Genomic DNA, 17,178 nt, shown 5'->3' on the forward strand with positions numbered 1-17,178 from the left:
TTGTCATCAGATCTTCAAACGAGAGGAAAAGATGGATATGTTAAAAAGGTCAATCATATTAACGGCAGTACTTGCATTAGGAATATCAACCGCTGCATGGGCAGGGCAAAAGGAAACAGCAGTCAGAGGGAATGAAACTGTAAAGACTTCAATACAGGAACAGCTTGAAAGGTTAGAAGATGGAATTATACCAACAGAGCCGAACGATACCGTCCAACTTTGGGCAAAAGCAGTAAAAGCAAGAAACGGTGCCCTGCAATACGCACTGTTTACTGAAAATATTAAGGCTGGCGTTAAACAATCTTTTGAACAATTTCATTGGGTAACAGGGGCATCAAGTCCATGGGTTGAAAAATTCAAAGTAACTGGCCAAGAAGAGCAAAAAGACAAAAGCATCCTTTATACAGTAGAATTTAAATTGGCAACCTCAAATGGGAAAGCTGGCATAGATAAAGCCAAAGTTTCATTAGTCCAATCAGGTGAACAATGGCTCATCAGCAGCATTGCACCTGCAGATGAAAGTGCCATCGGAATTTGGAATACACCCGAATCCATCAATGAGGTAAATGCGGAGAAACATTTTAAAAAGACCATCCTATTTGAAAGCAGACAAGGCTATCAATTGCGGCTCCCAGAGGATGCTGCAGAAAAAATAAAGATAGAGGAAACTGCTTGTAAAAATGAAGAAGGCAACCCGCCATGCATTCATTTTTACTATAAAGACACAAAAGCACAGAAAAATGAACTGCTGATGACACTCATTTATCTGACAAAAGACCAGCTTAACACACCATATTATAAAGACCACCCATTTTTAACTTTTGTTGAAGAAACTGGCACTGGGATGATCTTTCAAATTAACCAAAGCGAGCATCCCTATGCCAAAAATCCGGACTCAGACCAGGCAAAAGAATGGGATCGCCTGCTGAACACATTAAAGGAACAACTATAAGAAACATGGGACACGGGGCTGCTCCGGTCCCGTTTTTTTAAAGCAAGTTTGCCAAGAGTGGATTTAATGAACCTAGATTGGTTACAATGATATGGAAATTTATCTCATTCAAACCAAGGGGTGTCGCAAATGGCTTTAAATGTCTATCTTATTTTTAATGGAAATTGCCGAGAGGCGGTTGAGTTTTACGAACAGGCTTTTCAGACTAAAAGGGAGGTTTTTCAAACGTTTGCGGAGTCGCCGCAAAACCCGGATTATCAAATGCCTGAGGAAGCCAAGGATTTAGTCATGCATGCAAAAATGACTGTTTTTGGCAGTGATCTTATGTTTTCTGATAACTTCCCGGGCTCACCGTTTACTGTTGGCAACAATGTTAGTATTGCGGTTGTGAGCAATGACCTTGACGGTCTAAAATCATCATTTAATAAGCTGCAAGAGGGCGGTACTGTGGAAATGGAGCTTCAAGAGACTTTTTGGAGCAAATGCTATGGAAGTTTAACCGATAAATTTGGAGTTCACTGGCAAATTAGCCATGAGGGATAAGCTTTGAAATTCTAAGGATTAGAGTTCATCTAATCCTTTTATTTTTACCGCCAAAAGAGGGGCATCCAAACAGCAAGTTATGGTTATAAAGCTGTGTTTAGGGAAATAATGGATGTATGTATATGTTTACTAACTGGCAGGTGAAGATAGGATGGCAAATGGTACATTTGATAAAAGGAATATATACTCCGGGATCTTATTTGGTTTGGGGCTCGCGGCTTTTGTTGATGAGGCGGTTTTTCATCAGATGCTTCATTGGCATCACTTTTATGACAAATCCACCACTAATATTGGATTGCTATCAGATGGGCTTTTCCATGCATTCAGCTGGTTTGCGACCATCGGTTCTTTGTTTATGTTTGCGGACATTAAACGGCGCGGGCTATTTAACTTCCGGAGGTGGCAGGGAGGCGTTTTTCTTGGATCAGGAGGATTCCAATTATATGATGGAACCATTCAGCATAAATTCATGAAGATTCATCAAATCCGCTATAATGTTGATATTATGCCATATGACATCATCTGGAATGGGATTGCGTTCCTTCTGCTGGCGGCAGGGGTTATTTTGGTTTTCCCCACAAAGAATCGTTCACTGGGAGGCAGTACCGTCCGTGGGAACAGAACATGAACTTGACCATGCCATTCATGCTCATACTGCTGAACTTTTCATCATTATTTTTATTGCCATTATGCTGTTTTTATACTTGGGTACAGCGTTTAAATCCAGCAAGCGTCATAAACCGTGGCCAGCCTATCGGATTGTGTTTTTTGCCCTTGGTCTATTTTTCGCGGCTGCAGCTGTTGTCGGACCGCTTGCAAAGCAGGCGCATAATGATTTTTCCGCCCATATGATTGGGCATTTATTATTGGGGATGCTGGCTCCCTTGCTGCTTGTTCTATCTGCACCAGTTACCTTGCTTTTGCGGACGCTTCGAACCAGTGCTGCACGCAAGGTCTCGGGTTTTCTAAAAAAGAAAATCTTCTTGTTTTATTTACATCCAATCGTTGCATCTATTTTAAATATTGGAGGGCTTTGGATCCTTTATACAACGAATATATACGCAGCCATGCATCACAGCCTTATCGTTCATTTCATCGTTCATATCCATGTATTCCTGGCTGGTTATTTGTTCACTGCCTCATTCGTCTATATAGATCCGGTAGCCCATCGATATAGCTTTCCTTTTCGATCGATTATTTTTATTCTTGCCCTTGCAGGACACGGAATATTGTCAAAATATATTTATGCACACCCTCCAGCAGGTGTTTTAAAGGCACAAGCTGAAACGGGTGCCATGATCATGTACTATGGCGGGGACGCCATCGACTTTTTAATTATCGTCATCCTATGTTATCAGTGGTACAGGAAGAAAGGGTACGGTTCCTTAAAAGAGAATGGTATTCAGGCGATAAGATAAGGTTCACCATTTATGTTTAAAAGGACATTTGCCTTGGACGCCTTGATCATCAGGCAGAAAATACTGCTTCCATTCGAAGTTATCGTTTTTCCCATACGTGTTTAAAGAAGGATGAATCGGGACTTCATCATAAGCCGCTAGCCGTTTACGGGTTTGGGCTTTTATTTTTTCAGCGTGTTTTTCATTTGCTCTAAATTCATTGAATACCGAACGCGGGGTTAAGGCCAATAACATAAATGGGAAAGACCTGCTTTTTCTATGACGATGTTCAGGCGTTGCACAGTATACAAAATAAGGAACATCTTGAAAACAGAACTCCCAAGTCGGGTGCTCCGGGTCGGGCGAAATATGGCGAGGCCAAGAAGATTCATCTAATCTATGAAGCAGGGTTAATTGATCCCAGAATAGCTTTTCATAATCCTTTATGTCAAAACTCCCAACATAATTGAAAAAAATAATTAGGGATGTATATTTTCCGTATTCTTTATAACCCAATGAATAATCTTTAAGTATTTTGGCAAGCTTTTTTTGATCAAGAGCATCGTTTGGTTTATCGACAAACACAAACCGCAAGTGCCCAAGTGATAATCCTTGCACGGCAGGTATACAGGGGAAAGGGTTTTTGCGGTCTGTAAGTTTATTTTTAAAAGATTCGAAGGCATATGTCTGCCAAGGCTCCCATTCATGGGACTCAAGCTCTTGTGCTCCAAGTAATCTCATATCAAATCCACTCCTATCCTTCCTAATTTATGAAGGATTATGAGGATGGGTGACGAGTGACAGAAGCGGAGAGGAAGACAAATAAAAAAGGAGAACGCTCGAAAACGTTCTCCTTTTTTCTATTTATTAACAGCTCCCGCAAGCATTCCTTTAATGAAGTACTTTTGCAAGACTACGCATAGCAGGAGCGGAGGCAGGATCGCAAGTATGGATGCGGCCATCAGGCTGTTCCAGTCGATGCCGTATTGGGACATAAAGCTGTACAATCCATAGGGAAGTGTGCGCATGTCTTCGCTTCTGGTCAGTGTAAGGGCATATAGAAATTCATCCCACGACATAATAAATGAAAAGATGGAGGTTGAAATTATACCCGGTACAGCAAGCGGGAGGATCACCTTCGTAAAGGCTTGCCACCTTGTTGCCCCGTCCATCATCGCAGCTTCCTCTAATTCTTTTGGAATTCCTTTGAAAAATGCCGTCATAATCCATGTGCAGTAGGGCAGGGTGAATGTCGTATTTGCGATAATAAGTCCTAAATGGCTGTCAAGAAGCTGAAGCTTTGTCATCATGCCAAACATTGGCATAAGCAAGATGACACCAGGAATCATTTGTGCGCACAAAAATCCTAGCAAGAGCCAGTTTCTCCCGCGAAAGCGAAAACGTGAAAAGCCGTATCCGGCCAGACTTGAAAGAAATACGGAAATGGCGGTTGTTGCCACTGCGACAACCAGGCTATTCCACACATAGGTACGGAGTGATTCCATCTGCCATACCTTTATAAAAGATTCAAAGGTTATATTCTTTGGAATGAAGGAAGGCGTTAAGGAAAAAATTTCATTCGCGGGCTTTAATGCCGTTGAAATCATCCACAGAAAAGGGAAAATCATTACAAATGAATATAGGCTAATACCAATGTACCAGCTTATTCTTCTCACTAAAATTCCCCCTCTGAATCCAGTCTTTTCCGATAAAATAATACCAGCATGAAAATAATGATAAAGGTAAACACAGATAAGGCTGCTGCCAGGCCAAAATCATAATTAGTAAAGGCTGTCCGGTAAATATGGATGACCAGCGTATTGGTGGCATCTACCGGTCCTCCGCCAGTAAGCGAATAAATAATATTAAAGCTGTTAAATGTTCCAATTAAACTGATTGTACCCATTACAATGAACACATTTCTCATATTCGGCAAGGTCACGTTGATTAATTTCTGCAAAAAATTCGCCCCATCAACAGTAGCCGCCTCTAAGAGCTCTTTTGGAATTGTCTTAAGAGAGGCAAGGAGCACGACTGTCATAAAGGGCAATCCGACCCAAACATCTACAATGATTACGGATATAAAAGCTAACCCTTTATCACTGAGCCAGGCGATATTTTTTTCAATAAGCCCCGCAGAGCGCAGCACTTCGTTAATAATCCCAAACTGGTCATGGAGAATCCAGCTCCAGATTAATGATGCGACAACGGAGGGGATAAACCAGGGGATCATTAGGATCGATGAATACACCTTGCCAGCCCTGTCATTTGCATTCAATAACAGGGCGGCAAACATTCCGATGATCAGCTTTAAGCCTACGGATGTCACAGTAAAAAGCAGAGTAATTCCAATATACTTCCACGTTGATTTACTTGTAAAAAGCTCCTTGTAATTGCTTAATCCAACGAAGCCATCTTTAGCCGGTTCAATTAAGACCCGATGCTGAAAGCTTAGATAGAAAGTTTGCACCAAGGGTATAAAGACAATGACAAGGAGGACAAGCAAAGCAGGCAAAATAAAAATCAGTCCTAATCTTTGCTCCTTTTTTCTCATTTCAGTGCTTCATTCACTTTAGCAGCCGCCTCATTTAAGGCTTCTTCAGGTGTTTTTTCACCCATTAAAGCTTGCTGAACGGCATCGGCCAATGCTTGGTCAATTTGCGGCCACTGTGGCAAAGTAGGATACGTTTTTGATTCAGGTGCCACATCAAGGAAGAAGGCCATATCTGGGTTGCTGCGAATTTCTTCATCATTGAGATTCGATTCATGATATGGAATGAAGCCCTGGTTTTTGGCCCATTTCAGGTCATTTTCCGGATTTGTGAAAAATTCAATAAATTTCCAGGCCGCCTCTTTATTTTTTGTCTGGCTTGACATAATGATATGATCGGCAGTTGCCATATTTACTGATTGCTTTTTCGCAGGGTATGGTGCAATGGCATATTCCATATCGGGAGCATTAGCCTTAATCGTTTTTGGGAACCATGGTCCTTGTGTCGTCATTCCAACAGCTCCGGAAGTGAATAGGTTCATAGAATCCCCGCGCTTGTAGTTGATGCTGCCTTCCGGTGATGCATTTTTGTAAAGATCCACATAGAATTGAAGGGCTTCGATACCTTCTTTGCTGTTAAAAGCAGCTTTTTTCATATCTTCTGTTAATAGCTCTCCGCCATTTGCCCATAAGAATGGTGTCCAGAACAACACAGTTTCCATGCTGTTATGACCAACTAACCCAAAACCATAGCGGTCTTTGCCGTCTGTCATGGCTTTGGCAACTTCCATAAATTCATCCCAAGTCTTTGGCGGTTCGGAATATCCTGCATCTTTCAGCCAATCCGCTCTGTAAAAAAGACCTGTTGTTGTGAAGCCAACTGGCAGCCCCCAAGTTTCGTCTTTGTATTGGGTTGTATTCCAGGCAGCATCCACAAAGTCATCAGTGAATCCTTCTGGGAAAAATTGATCTAGCGGTTCTACCGCACCCATTTCAACCATTTGGGCTGTCCATCTTCCAGCAATCGTTGATACATCCGGCATTGTTTGATTCGTAGCAGAGGTGATCAATTGATTTTCACCCTGATCCCACGGTATGTATTCAAGCTTTATTTTAATTTCTGGATTCTCGGTTTCAAAGCGTTTGACCAAATCATCATGATAAGTGCGCCAGTTTTCATCAGTTCCCATCACCCAAACAGTAAGGGGCGTTTGATCTTTTGAATCAGTGCTGTCTTCTTTCGCTGCATCGTTTTTCTGTTCATTTCCTCCACAGCCTGCTAGGAGAAAAAGACAAAAAACAATACAAAGAGTAAATACTTTTCTCAAATTCTATCATTCCTTCTTGTAATAATTTTGTCACATTCCCATTATAATCAAGAAAACCCAAAAAACATAGCTAATTGATCGGATTAGTGGACACAGGCTTGTCCAAGTGGCCGCGGGCTTGTCCAAGTGGACATGGGCTTGTCCAAGTGGACATGGGGACAGGCACCTTGTCCTTATAGAAAAATAGTTTGATTTTTTATGGCCACGGGGACCTTGTCCCTAGAGCAAGATAGTTTGCTGTCTTAATCTTGATTGTTCCGCCTGAAAAGCAAGGCAATGACTTAATATTAAGTCGTCGTAGTACTTATCCTGGTCAAGTGAAGATGCGTTTTTTACAAGCGAAATCACTGCTTTGATCAAACCATCATCCCCGCCAGCATGCATGCCATTTGCTGAAACTTCAAGGTGGATGTCCTGTTTACTTTCACCAAAAACGGTCAAAGAAAGTTCGTTATTATTTACATCACCATTAATTTCTCCAAGTGTGCCGAGGATTCGCACTCTGCGTGTTAATTCGCTGGTAAACCCGCACATCGTTAAGGCAGCGGTTGTACCGCCCTCATACATAATATTGACCACTTGGTGATCAACAACATCGTTATCGCAGCGGAATACACATCGGCCGTAAGGGCCTGTTTCGATTGCTTTTTTTCTAGATTCATAACTTAGATCTTCTGAAATGGTAGATACAGGCCAGCCAGTATCTTCGCCAAGGTAAATTTTAATAGCCGAATATGGGCACTGATTTTCCACCTTGCAGCCATCTGTACACCGAGCCGTTGAGCCTTCGGGTGCGTGGTCAATATTGAAATAACTAAGATTGCCAAATGATGAAATCTTCAATGGCTTCTTTTCCAGTAAGTAGGAAAACAAATCTAAATCATGGCAGCTCTTTGCCAGCAGCATTGGCGACGATTCTGCAGTGTTTCGCCAGTTCCCCCTGACAAAGCTATGTGCTTGATGCCAATAAGCAACATCCATATCGATCGCGATATGTTTGACTTCACCAATTCTTTTTTGTTCAATAAGTTCTTTCAGCTTTTGAAAAAAGGGAGTGTATCTCAGAACATAACAAAGCATTAGTAAACGGTTTTTTTCCTTGGCTTTTTCGATCATTTGCTTGCATTCTTCGAGGGAAGGACTCAATGGCTTTTCCACAACGACATGATAGCCTTTTTCTAGTGCCGTCATCGCTGGGTTAAAATGCTCCTGATCCTGGGTCGTAACAAACATAACATCGCAATCAATTTGTTCTTGAAGCATGTCTTCCCATGTGTGGAAAATCCTTGCCTCCGGATGCTTTTTGGCGAATAACTCTCTCCTGGACTTAATCGGCTCAGCTGCTGCTACAACCTGTAAATTTTCCATATGGAGCAATGCCAAATCACCAAAAATATTACCCCGATTCCCTGCGCCAATAATCGCCATTTTAATAGGTCTCAATTTCCACATCACATCCATTTTATAAATTACCCACTACAATCCCCACAACGTTTTATTATACAATATTAATTGTCTTTGAAGAGTTTAACCTTATAATAGAATATAGAATTATGGTACCGCGTTAAAGTGCCGGGGGCCTGACCCCCGGTGGAGTACCGCGTTAAAGCGATGGGGGCCTGACCCCCAATGCGTTAATGTGTAAAAGTGGAGGCTTGGTTTGTTAAAATAGTAGGCTTCTGGGGAGGTATGGAGTTGGGAGATTTAAAGCTTGAGCATGTTTATAAGTTTTATGATGAAGGGGTTCCCGCTGTGCGGGATTTTGATTTACATATAAAGGATAAAGAGTTTATTGTGCTTGTTGGGCCGTCCGGCTGCGGGAAATCGACAACCTTGCGCATGATTGCTGGCCTTGAGGATATTTCCAAAGGCGATCTGCTTTTTGATGGCAAACGGATGAATGATGTCCCGCCGAAGAACCGCGACATTGCGATGGTTTTTCAGAATTATGCCTTGTATTCCCATATGACAGTCTTTAATAATATGGCATTTGGCCTAAAACTTCGAAAAGTACCTAAGGCAGAAATTAAAAAGAGAGTTGAAGAAACGGCTGCTGTCTTAGGGTTAGAGAATTTCTTACATAAGAAACCGGAGGTGCTGTCAGGCGGGCAGAGACAGCGGGTTGCTCTAGGCAGAGCCATTGTTCGGGATGCAAAATATTTCCTTATGGATGAACCGCTATCCAACCTGGACGCAACACTGAGATCACAAATGCGCTCTGAGATCATTAAGCTTCATCAGCGTCTGCAGACTACCACGATCTATGTCACTCATGATCAAACAGAGGCTATGACTATGGCAACGAGAATTGTTGTCATGAAAGATGGGGTTATCCAGCAGGTGGGGACACCGAAAGAAGTATACAATTCTCCGAAAAATTTATTTGTCGGCGGATTTATCGGTTCTCCTGCCACGAATTTCTTGAACGGATCGATCCAAGATCATCAATTCATAATAGGCGAAGAAAAGATTCCGCTCCCTGTACATAAACTGGATCATCTTAAAGAAAAGGGATTTGAAAATAAAGAGGTGATCTTAGGCATCCGCCCGGAACACATACACTTGCACGCTGAGCGTCATAACAGTACTCAATGGGCAAAACTTGAAGCCTATGTCGAAGTCGTCGAACTATTAGGCAGCGAAACCCTTTTATATTTAAAAATGGAGGACCAAACGTTTATCGCAAGGGTTGAAGCGAACTATCACATACAAATCGGGGAAAGGATATCACTCGCAATTGACTTGGAAAACGCACACTTTTTCGATTCTGATTCAGAAGAAAGAATCTAGGAGGATATGATGGCCAAATCAATAGCTGAAAAGCTTAATTTAAATAAATATGAAAAAAAGATTATTTTGAATGTACCAGAGGGAGCAGATTACTTTAGTGATCTCTCTGATTACGAAAAGGAGTTCACCGAAGGCTCGTATGATTTGATTTTTGCGTTTGTCTATGATTTAGCTTCTATGAAAAAGCTTGTTAACCATATCATTGAAAAAAAACATTTAAATAAAAATGGCTATTTATATATGGCTTATCCGAAAAAGGGTAATAAGGTGTATCCAATCTTTATTCATCGGGATGAGATACTAAGCGGCATAAATGCAGATGAGGATGGCTATATTGGCACAAGCGATATAAAGTTTGCCCGGATGGTCGGTTTAGATGACGTTTTTACCGTTGTCGGTTTAAAGAACGAGCCGCGAAAAAAAATCCCGTCATCAAAAGCAAGTCAGTCTGTAGCTGATTATATTGAAATGATTCCATCTATCGAGGAAGATCTGCAGGACAGCCCCGATCTCCTTGCCTTCTATCAATCACTGACTCCAGGCTATCGAAAAGATTGGGCACGCTTTGTTTATAGTGCGAAACAGGAAGCGACAAAAGTAAAGCGCCGCGGAGAAATGAAAATGATCCTAGGTGCTGGATACAAAACAAGGGAACTTTATAAAAAGGACCATAAATAAAATGCTAATAGCACAGAAAGAAGCAGGGAGTCATATCCCTGCTTTTACTGTTCTCTATAAAATCTTTCCCCAGTATCAGGGTTGTAATAGACAATCAGTTTCTTCCCTGTGGTGGGATCAATGGACACCTCGTTTGTTCTGATAAAGCCTTCAGGCACTTTTTGGCCATGCTTGGTTTTAAAACGCTTATCCCATATGTACCATGACCCGAAGATTAGAATAAGAAAAATGATAAGCTGTATTCCATAAAAGCCAAGGATCCACTTCATCATTAGTTCTTTTGTGCAACAACGGCTGTTCCGTAGGCAACAATTTCACTCATGTTCTGGCCAATTTCACCGGAGTCGAAGCGCATCATGATGATTGCATTTGCTCCCATTGCCTGTGCATTGGCAACCATACGATCAATCGCCTGTTTTCTTGCATCCTCAAGCATTTCTGTATACTGGTTAATTTCACCGCCAACCAGTCCCTTTAGTGAAGCAACAATATCCTTGCCAATTCCTCTTGCTCGTACGGTTAACCCAAATACGGGTCCTTTAACTTCTGTAATATTGTGGTTTGCAATATTTTCTGTTGTGACAATGATCATAGCGGCACCAAGCCTCCCTGTGAAATTCTTCCTATTCATTTTATTCTACCTTGTAAACGTTTATGAGTCTATGAGTAACCTAGGCTAGTGAAAAATATTTTACCATTTGCCTCTGCGCCAAATATATCTATTAATATGGCAGAGAAGAGATATATGGCGTAATTAGCAAGGAGTTCGATCTAAGGGTCGGAAGGGACTGGAAATAGTCAGAATGCTCTGGCTAAAAAGAGGGGGATCAGTGGTCACACTTATCAAAATGGGCGATCTATGCAGTCATCATTTTTAGGTTTTAATACCTTGGCAAAGGATAGGAGAACATTGCTCGCTATCCTTTGATCAGCTTGTCCCGGTCATCTGTCTGCGGCGGTTCTTCCATCCAGCCATGTTTGATCATGATTTTGGCACCGTTATTAGCATACGCGGAGATCTCCGGAATGAGTGAGGCATATTGAAGGCCAATATCATGTCTGGGACTTGCGGCCATAGCCAAGCCATAGTTTCCAATGCCTGCTGCAATCATAGCAGATACGTGGAACATAATTAGCTTATCCGAAAATACCCTAGCAGTTGAATCAGAAACAGCAGCATCCCAGCTCATTGGCGCCGGCAAGTCTTCTTTTTTCAAAATATCACTGAAATTATCGATATGCTTTTGAGCGATCTTTTTCCCTTCTATCAGGAATTGTTTTACATCCTGCTGCTGGGCAATTTGCGCAAAGCCCATAATAAGTGCTTTACCAATCCCATTTGTTTGGACATTTAAGAATAAATGAGTAATTTCAACAGATGTCAACGCTCTTCTTTTGCCGAAAAATCCTGACAGGAAATGTTTCTTTTCAACAAAATCGACATGGTCAGGTGTTGAAATATAAGGAGGCTTTACATAGATGCCTTGCTTTAACATCAGATCACGTGTTAAATCCTGAAGATGAACGCTTAGCTTCAGCACACGTTTATGAAAATCGACGACATCCGGGCGAGTTGCCAATCCCAGGGCTACACTGCTAGCTGCCATGCCAAGAATGGACATTTGCCGGTAATACATCAAGATAAATGTATCTGAAAACAGTTTGGGTGCATTCACATTCACATCTTGTTCGGTAAATCCTAACGGAACCGGGAATTCATCTTTTTTAAATAGTTCCTTCATAATAGATATGTTATTTTGTGAACCCTCAAATGCAAATTTAACGATCGGTCTTACCTCTTCATCTTCCACATTCTTTAAAAAGTAACTGCCGACACAAACCGCAAGTGTATCATTTAGATACTGAGTCCAGAGACTGCTCATTTCTGCTGCATTTAACCGAAGTTTCGTCTTATCCTCCATAAAAAACCTCCTAAAGCATCCACTAAAAATAATATCTCCTAAATCAGGAAAAATATAAATGTGTGTATACGTGTATTGCAAATACATGGCCTATTTCCCGTGCGAAAATCAAAGGTGAAATTTGTTGTCAATTTTTAACGAAAATGAAATGTATTTTTATTGGTTTTGGTTTATCATGTAAAAGGTTCGGATATAAATGTTGGACTAGCCAGGATAGAGAGGATGTTTTAGTTGTTTGATATTGAAAAATTTGATTGGGAAGGCCTGCTGGTAGATGCCGGAATTTTAGGCTTGAAGATTATAGGCGTTCTTATCGCTTTTGCGATCGTTAAGGCAATTGGGCGAAAAATAATGGAACGCGCCTTTCAAAAGCTCCAGCAAAAACAAGATATTACAAAGGGCCGTGCCTTAACTTTACATAAGCTTGCAGAAAATATATTTTCGTATGTACTGGTCTTTATCCTTGTTGCCACGCTATTTAGCATTTTCGGTCTGTCTGTTGCCAGCCTTATTGCCGGTGCAGGAATTGTCGGGCTTGCAGTTGGATTCGGTGCGCAGGGACTTGTGAGCGATGTTGTTACAGGCTTCTTCCTGCTGTTAGAAAGGCAAATTGATGTAAGTGACTATGTGACGATCGGTGCCATCGATGGGATTGTTGAGGCTGTTGGTCTGCGTACGACGCAAATTCGCGGATTTGATGGAACGCTTCATTATATTCCAAACCGGGAAATCAAAAGTGTAAGCAACCATTCCCGCGGGAATATGCGTGCCTTAGTTGATATAGGCATCTCCTATGATGCGGATATTGACCAGGCCACTCATGTTATGCAGCTTGTCTGTGACGAAGTGGCAGCGAATACTCCTGCTATCGTCGAGGGTCCAAATGTGATTGGTGTTCAGGCACTGGGAACCTCAGATGTAGTCTTGCGTGTCATAGCAAAAACAGAAAACGGCGAACAGTGGGCTGTTGAACGTGAACTGAGAAAAGCGATAAAGGCAGCGTTTGATGCTAATGGAATTGAAATTCCTTTTCCGCATCAAGTTTTTATCCATAAAAACGCTGGCGGTCCGGAAAAATCATATGAATAAGAATATAAAAAACTCCTCTATTAAGAGGAGTTTTTTATTGGGGTATTTGTCCATCATCAGCTTTATGAAGGATTTTCTCAGCTTTTTTTCCAGAGGCATTTGTCCATCATCAGCTTTATGAAGGACTTTCTCTGCTTTTTTGCAGAAGCACTTGTCTATCATAGGCTTTATGAAGGACTTTCCCAGCTTTTTTGCAGAGGGATATGTCCATCATAGGCTTTATAAAGGACTTTCTCAGCTTTTTAAAACCCGCTATGGTTTAAGTACAACCTTTATGCATCCATCGGTTTTCGTGTCAAAGGCTTTGTATCCTTTTTCGGCATCAGCAAGCGGGAGGACGTGTGTAATGATATCGCTTGGGTCAACCTTTCCTTTGGCAATCATTTTGTACAGGTCTGGAATATAGGGAATCACTGGCGCTTGTCCAGTTCTCACGTTAATATTGCGTTCGAAGATATCCCCAAGCGGGAAGGCGTTGTATCGAGATCCATACACGCCTGTCAGCTGAATGGTTCCGCCTTTTCTTACTGCCTGAGTGGCCATTACAATCGCACTCATTGCCCCGCCATGAAGCTTAAGGCCAGTTGCAAGGTATTCAAGCGGTGTCATTTTACCATCCATGCCAACGCAATCGATGACAACATCAGCGCCGCCTTTTGTAATTTCATTGAGGTATTCTCCGACATTTTCTTTATCTTCAAAATTGATAACTTCTACACGATTGGTCCGTTTCGCATGCTCTAGGCGGTAGCCTACATAGTCGACAGCGATGACTCTTTTTGCCCCTTTAAGCCAGGCGAATTTCTGGACAAGCAGACCAATGGGACCACAGCCAAGAACAACAACAGTATCCCCATCCTTCACGCCTGCATTATCGACTGACCAATAGGCGGTAGGTACAACGTCTGCCAGCAGGACAAGCTTTTCATCCTCGACCTCTGTATCTTCGGGAATTTTAAAAGGAGTAAAATTAGCATATGGAACCCGCATATATTCCGCTTGTCCGCCGGGATAACCGCCGGTTGTTTCTGAATACCCAAAAAAGCCTCCCATATCCCCATGCGGATTGGAGTTATCACATTGGCTGGTCAGCCCTTCATTGCAGAAGCGGCAAGCCCCGCAGCTCACATTAAATGGGATGATCACACGGTCGCCTTTTTTCAAATTTTTCACTTCAGGCCCTGCCTCTTCGACAATCCCCATTGGCTCATGGCCAATAATGTAGTTTTCGGGCGTATTCGGAATCATTCCATGGATTAAATGCAAATCTGAGCCGCAGATCGCCGAAGTCGTCACTTTGATAATTATGTCATCGGGTTTATGAATTTTTGGATCGTCGACCTCTTTAACAGCGACGTCTTTAATGCCCTGATAAGTAACAGCTTTCATTTTTGTTATTCCTCCTGCATTTATTGATTAGGGGTCGCAAATGTGCCAAGGCGATCCGTATCTCGTGGGAACAGCTCCATTTCGGCAATGGCGATGGCCATATCAGCTGATTTCAAATCTAGTTCAATTTGTTTGCCAATATCATCTGGATAGAGCCAGCCCTTATCAATCATTAATTTTGTGATTTCGCCGTGCAGATCAATGGCATCTTCCATCTGCTTGTACAGGGCTTGTCTTAATTCAGGGCTTGCGGTTTCTGTTAATGCAACAGAATAGTAGCGTATTCCTGTTTTGACGGAAGATATAAAATCTAAGGCAAAAGCGGCATCTGTCATTTTTGGCATTCCTACCATATATTTAGGATCTAAGTAGTCTTGATTCATTGTGTTAGGCCGCCTCCTCCATATTTTGTTGCAGCTTTGCTGTAAAGCTCTTTCAACTCTGTTAAAGCAGCTTGTGATTGTTTTACGTCCTTTTCCATCAGTGCTTTTAAATCATTATCGAAACAGATTCCCTGCATGAGTTTTGATTTCATTAGGCATATGGTTTTGAAATTAATCATTTCATGGAGATCCATTGTTTCGTGAAATCCTAAATGAGATTGTTCCATGTCTAAATGCCTCCTCGAATTTTTGCCTAGTGTTAATTTCTCTTTTTCTTTATACATTATTCGGATTTCCCTTTTTCGCGAGGAAACCAAAAACTACCATTTTTTAAAAGGCGCTGACTGCACAAAATGAACCTATCACAATAAAAAGGGGAATTATCAATGAAAAGTAAGCTAGGTCTGCATGAAACTATGGAGCTTCACGAGCTGCTCGTTTTTAAAAACTTAAGTCTGACAAAGTCACTTCTCATGAGCGGGATGGTGCAGGATGAAGAATTAAAAACCATTCTTTCAGATGATGCAAATACAGGCGCTGGTTTTATTCAAAATATGAAAGAAATTTTGACAGAAGGGCGGAGTGAAGCATGAATGAGTTTCTAAAACAGCTTATGGGTATGGGTGCCATGACAGATCAGGTCATTGCAACAGATTTTTTAATTTCTGCCAAAGCGGGGGTACGAAATCTTGCCTTTGCGATCACAGAAAGCGCGAACCCAGAGGCAAGATCACTGCTGCGTGAAGAATTACGAAAAGCTGTCGAAACACATGCAAAAATTACCTACTACATGATGGCAAAGGGCTATTACTTCCCATACAGCCTAAACTCACAAATCGCAGAAGACATGAAAATCACACAAACAGCACTGCAGCTAAGCGAAAAATAACGGGACACGGGGACAGGCACCTTGTCCCGTTTGTACGTTCAATAAAAACAGAACCATTCCGTGTTTACAGTTGACATAGGGAATAGAATCATGTAAATTACAAATGTACGAATGATTAAAGAAGATACCTATTAAAATATTCGTGTCTGAGGTGTTAAAATGGATAACGTATTTGATTATGAAGATATACAGCTGATTCCAGCAAAATGTGTGGTAAACAGCCGTTCAGAGTGTGATACAACGGTTGCTTTGGGCGGACGTACTTTTAGACTGCCAGTAGTGCCTGCCAATATGCAGACCATTATTGATGAAAAAATCGCTCTTTACTTAGCGGAAAATGGCTATTTCTATATAATGCACCGTTTTGTGCCTGAGTCTCGTGTGGCATTTGTCAAAGACATGCAGAACCGCGGGTTATATGCCTCTATTAGTGTAGGTGTGAAGCCTGAAGAGTATGAGTTTGTCCAAGAGCTTGCAAATGAGGGGCTAACTCCTGAATATATTACAATTGATATCGCCCATGGGCATTCCAATGCAGTCATTGATATGATTAAGCATATTAAGAAGTATTTGCCTGGAAGCTTTGTTATTGCAGGTAATGTTGGTACTCCAGAAGCTGTAAGGGAATTAGAAAATGCCGGAGCAGATGCAACCAAAGTTGGTATCGGGCCTGGTAAAGTATGCATTACAAAAATTAAAACGGGCTTTGGTACAGGAGGCTGGCAGCTTGCTGCCCTTCGCTGGTGTGCAAAAGCAGCAAGTAAGCCAATTATCGCCGATGGCGGCATCCGCACACACGGAGACATAGCTAAATCTATCCGCTTCGGTGCTACAATGGTCATGATTGGCTCGTTATTTGCCGGACATGAGGAATCTCCGGGGGAAACGGTTGAAAAAGATGGTAAGCTGTTCAAGGAATATTTCGGTTCAGCATCCGAATTCCAAAAGGGTGAAAAGAAGAACGTTGAAGGCAAGAAAATGTATGTAGAATACAAAGGTGCTCTTCAAGATACATTGACTGAAATGGAACAAGATCTCCAATCATCAATTTCTTATGCGGGCGGAAACAAATTAAGCGCCATTCGCAATGTTGATTACGTGGTTGTTAAAAATTCTATTTTTAATGGTGATAAGGTCTATTAATTTAAGTAGAGAAAAAATAAATACTCTATCATAATTCTTCGTATAAATTTGGAAATATGGTCCAAAAGTTTCTACCAAACTACCGTAAATAGTTTGACTATGAGGAATGACAAAAGCGAATACTTGTGTGTGCCTGCATCGCGGTTTCTTGCTTTGGTTTTTTAAAATCATAGCTTAACCCGCG

At 41.6% G+C, this 17,178-nt stretch carries 21 protein-coding genes and 1 riboswitch; of the genes, 10 read left to right on the forward strand and 11 right to left on the reverse strand.

What is annotated here, in order from left to right; all coding sequences use genetic code 11:
• The first annotated feature begins 31 nt into the window (after positions 1–31).
• The 4 genes from AC1Q59_RS03540 to AC1Q59_RS03555 all read left to right on the forward strand — a co-directional run bounded on the left by AC1Q59_RS03540 (position 32) and on the right by AC1Q59_RS03555 (position 2,913).
• Complete coding sequence (locus AC1Q59_RS03540; protein WP_492364405.1) at positions 32–952, forward strand: hypothetical protein; 921 nt, start codon at positions 32–34, stop codon at positions 950–952.
• A gap of 129 nt (positions 953–1,081) precedes the next feature.
• Complete coding sequence (locus AC1Q59_RS03545) at positions 1,082–1,495, forward strand: VOC family protein (protein ID WP_492364406.1); 414 nt, start codon at positions 1,082–1,084, stop codon at positions 1,493–1,495.
• A 151-nt stretch (positions 1,496–1,646) separates the two neighbouring features.
• Complete coding sequence (locus AC1Q59_RS03550) at positions 1,647–2,123, forward strand: DUF2243 domain-containing protein (protein WP_492364407.1); 477 nt, start codon at positions 1,647–1,649, stop codon at positions 2,121–2,123.
• The gene (locus AC1Q59_RS03555) at positions 2,107–2,913 is read left to right on the forward strand and encodes a cytochrome c oxidase assembly protein (protein WP_492364408.1); all 807 of its coding nucleotides are present in this window, start codon (positions 2,107–2,109) and stop codon (positions 2,911–2,913) included. The genes AC1Q59_RS03550 and AC1Q59_RS03555 overlap by 17 nt, the downstream gene beginning before the upstream one ends.
• 3 nt (positions 2,914–2,916) lie before the next feature.
• Here AC1Q59_RS03555 and AC1Q59_RS03560 read toward each other — a convergent pair whose 3' ends face one another.
• From AC1Q59_RS03560 to AC1Q59_RS03580, 5 genes are all read right to left on the reverse strand, one after another.
• Positions 2,917–3,633, reverse strand: a complete 717-nt coding sequence (locus tag AC1Q59_RS03560; RefSeq protein WP_492364409.1) for a YqcI/YcgG family protein — start codon at positions 3,631–3,633, stop codon at positions 2,917–2,919.
• Between the two features lie 119 nt (positions 3,634–3,752).
• Positions 3,753–4,568: a carbohydrate ABC transporter permease gene (locus AC1Q59_RS03565; RefSeq protein ID WP_492364410.1), complete on the reverse strand. Its 816-nt coding sequence runs from the start codon at positions 4,566–4,568 to the stop codon at positions 3,753–3,755.
• Positions 4,568–5,446 carry a carbohydrate ABC transporter permease gene (locus tag AC1Q59_RS03570; protein WP_492364411.1) on the reverse strand — a complete coding sequence of 293 codons (879 nt, stop codon included), beginning with the start codon at positions 5,444–5,446 and terminating at the stop codon, positions 4,568–4,570. The genes AC1Q59_RS03565 and AC1Q59_RS03570 overlap by 1 nt, the downstream gene beginning before the upstream one ends.
• Complete coding sequence (locus AC1Q59_RS03575) at positions 5,443–6,711, reverse strand: ABC transporter substrate-binding protein (protein ID WP_492364412.1); 1,269 nt, start codon at positions 6,709–6,711, stop codon at positions 5,443–5,445. The genes AC1Q59_RS03570 and AC1Q59_RS03575 overlap by 4 nt, the downstream gene beginning before the upstream one ends.
• A gap of 219 nt (positions 6,712–6,930) precedes the next feature.
• Positions 6,931–8,172 (reverse strand): Gfo/Idh/MocA family protein, encoded by a 1,242-nt coding sequence (locus AC1Q59_RS03580; RefSeq protein ID WP_492364413.1) that lies wholly within the window; start codon positions 8,170–8,172, stop codon positions 6,931–6,933.
• A 234-nt stretch (positions 8,173–8,406) separates the two neighbouring features.
• Between AC1Q59_RS03580 and AC1Q59_RS03585 the strand changes: the two genes are divergently transcribed.
• Both AC1Q59_RS03585 and AC1Q59_RS03590 read left to right on the forward strand, forming a co-directional pair.
• A complete protein-coding gene (locus AC1Q59_RS03585; protein WP_492364414.1) occupies positions 8,407–9,501 on the forward strand; it encodes an ABC transporter ATP-binding protein in 1,095 nt (364 codons plus the stop codon).
• A gap of 9 nt (positions 9,502–9,510) precedes the next feature.
• Positions 9,511–10,179, forward strand: a complete 669-nt coding sequence (locus tag AC1Q59_RS03590) for a YdeI/OmpD-associated family protein (RefSeq protein WP_492364415.1) — start codon at positions 9,511–9,513, stop codon at positions 10,177–10,179.
• Positions 10,180–10,223: 44 nt separating this feature from the next.
• On the opposite strand, the gene AC1Q59_RS03595 is transcribed toward AC1Q59_RS03590, so the two are convergent.
• From AC1Q59_RS03595 to AC1Q59_RS03605, 3 genes are all read right to left on the reverse strand, one after another.
• Positions 10,224–10,451, reverse strand: a complete 228-nt coding sequence (locus tag AC1Q59_RS03595; RefSeq protein ID WP_492364416.1) for a hypothetical protein — start codon at positions 10,449–10,451, stop codon at positions 10,224–10,226.
• A complete protein-coding gene (locus tag AC1Q59_RS03600; RefSeq protein WP_492364878.1) occupies positions 10,451–10,771 on the reverse strand; it encodes a YbjQ family protein in 321 nt (106 codons plus the stop codon). The genes AC1Q59_RS03595 and AC1Q59_RS03600 overlap by 1 nt, the downstream gene beginning before the upstream one ends.
• A gap of 325 nt (positions 10,772–11,096) precedes the next feature.
• On the reverse strand, positions 11,097–12,101 hold the full coding sequence (locus AC1Q59_RS03605; RefSeq protein ID WP_492364417.1) for a DUF3231 family protein: 1,005 nt from the start codon (positions 12,099–12,101) through the stop codon (positions 11,097–11,099).
• Positions 12,102–12,332: 231 nt separating this feature from the next.
• Between AC1Q59_RS03605 and AC1Q59_RS03610 the strand changes: the two genes are divergently transcribed.
• Entirely contained in the window at positions 12,333–13,190 is an 858-nt protein-coding gene (locus tag AC1Q59_RS03610; protein WP_492364418.1) for a mechanosensitive ion channel family protein, read from the forward strand.
• A gap of 252 nt (positions 13,191–13,442) precedes the next feature.
• Here the strand turns inward: AC1Q59_RS03610 and AC1Q59_RS03615 are convergent, their stop codons facing one another.
• From AC1Q59_RS03615 to AC1Q59_RS03625, 3 genes are read right to left on the reverse strand one after another with little or no spacing between them, the layout of a single operon-like run.
• A complete protein-coding gene (locus AC1Q59_RS03615) occupies positions 13,443–14,579 on the reverse strand; it encodes a zinc-dependent alcohol dehydrogenase (protein WP_492364419.1) in 1,137 nt (378 codons plus the stop codon).
• Between the two features lie 20 nt (positions 14,580–14,599).
• Complete coding sequence (locus AC1Q59_RS03620; protein ID WP_492364420.1) at positions 14,600–14,962, reverse strand: spore coat protein; 363 nt, start codon at positions 14,960–14,962, stop codon at positions 14,600–14,602.
• Positions 14,959–15,189 carry a spore coat protein gene (locus AC1Q59_RS03625; protein WP_492364421.1) on the reverse strand — a complete coding sequence of 77 codons (231 nt, stop codon included), beginning with the start codon at positions 15,187–15,189 and terminating at the stop codon, positions 14,959–14,961. Before AC1Q59_RS03625 ends, AC1Q59_RS03620 begins: the two co-directional genes overlap by 4 nt.
• Positions 15,190–15,348: 159 nt before the next feature.
• On the opposite strand from AC1Q59_RS03625, the gene AC1Q59_RS03630 reads away from it, so the two are divergent.
• The 3 genes from AC1Q59_RS03630 (at position 15,349) to guaC (ending at position 16,994) form a co-directional block, all read left to right on the forward strand.
• Positions 15,349–15,555, forward strand: a complete 207-nt coding sequence (locus AC1Q59_RS03630) for a hypothetical protein (RefSeq protein WP_492364422.1) — start codon at positions 15,349–15,351, stop codon at positions 15,553–15,555.
• Positions 15,552–15,851: a spore coat protein gene (locus AC1Q59_RS03635; protein WP_492364423.1), complete on the forward strand. Its 300-nt coding sequence runs from the start codon at positions 15,552–15,554 to the stop codon at positions 15,849–15,851. Before AC1Q59_RS03630 ends, AC1Q59_RS03635 begins: the two co-directional genes overlap by 4 nt.
• A 159-nt stretch (positions 15,852–16,010) precedes the next feature.
• A complete protein-coding gene (gene guaC / locus AC1Q59_RS03640) occupies positions 16,011–16,994 on the forward strand; it encodes a GMP reductase (protein ID WP_492364424.1) in 984 nt (327 codons plus the stop codon).
• A gap of 18 nt (positions 16,995–17,012) precedes the next feature.
• Positions 17,013–17,114: riboswitch (purine riboswitch) on the forward strand.
• Positions 17,115–17,178 lie beyond the last annotated feature (64 nt).

This window comes from Cytobacillus sp. MT66, from assembly GCF_058792595.1.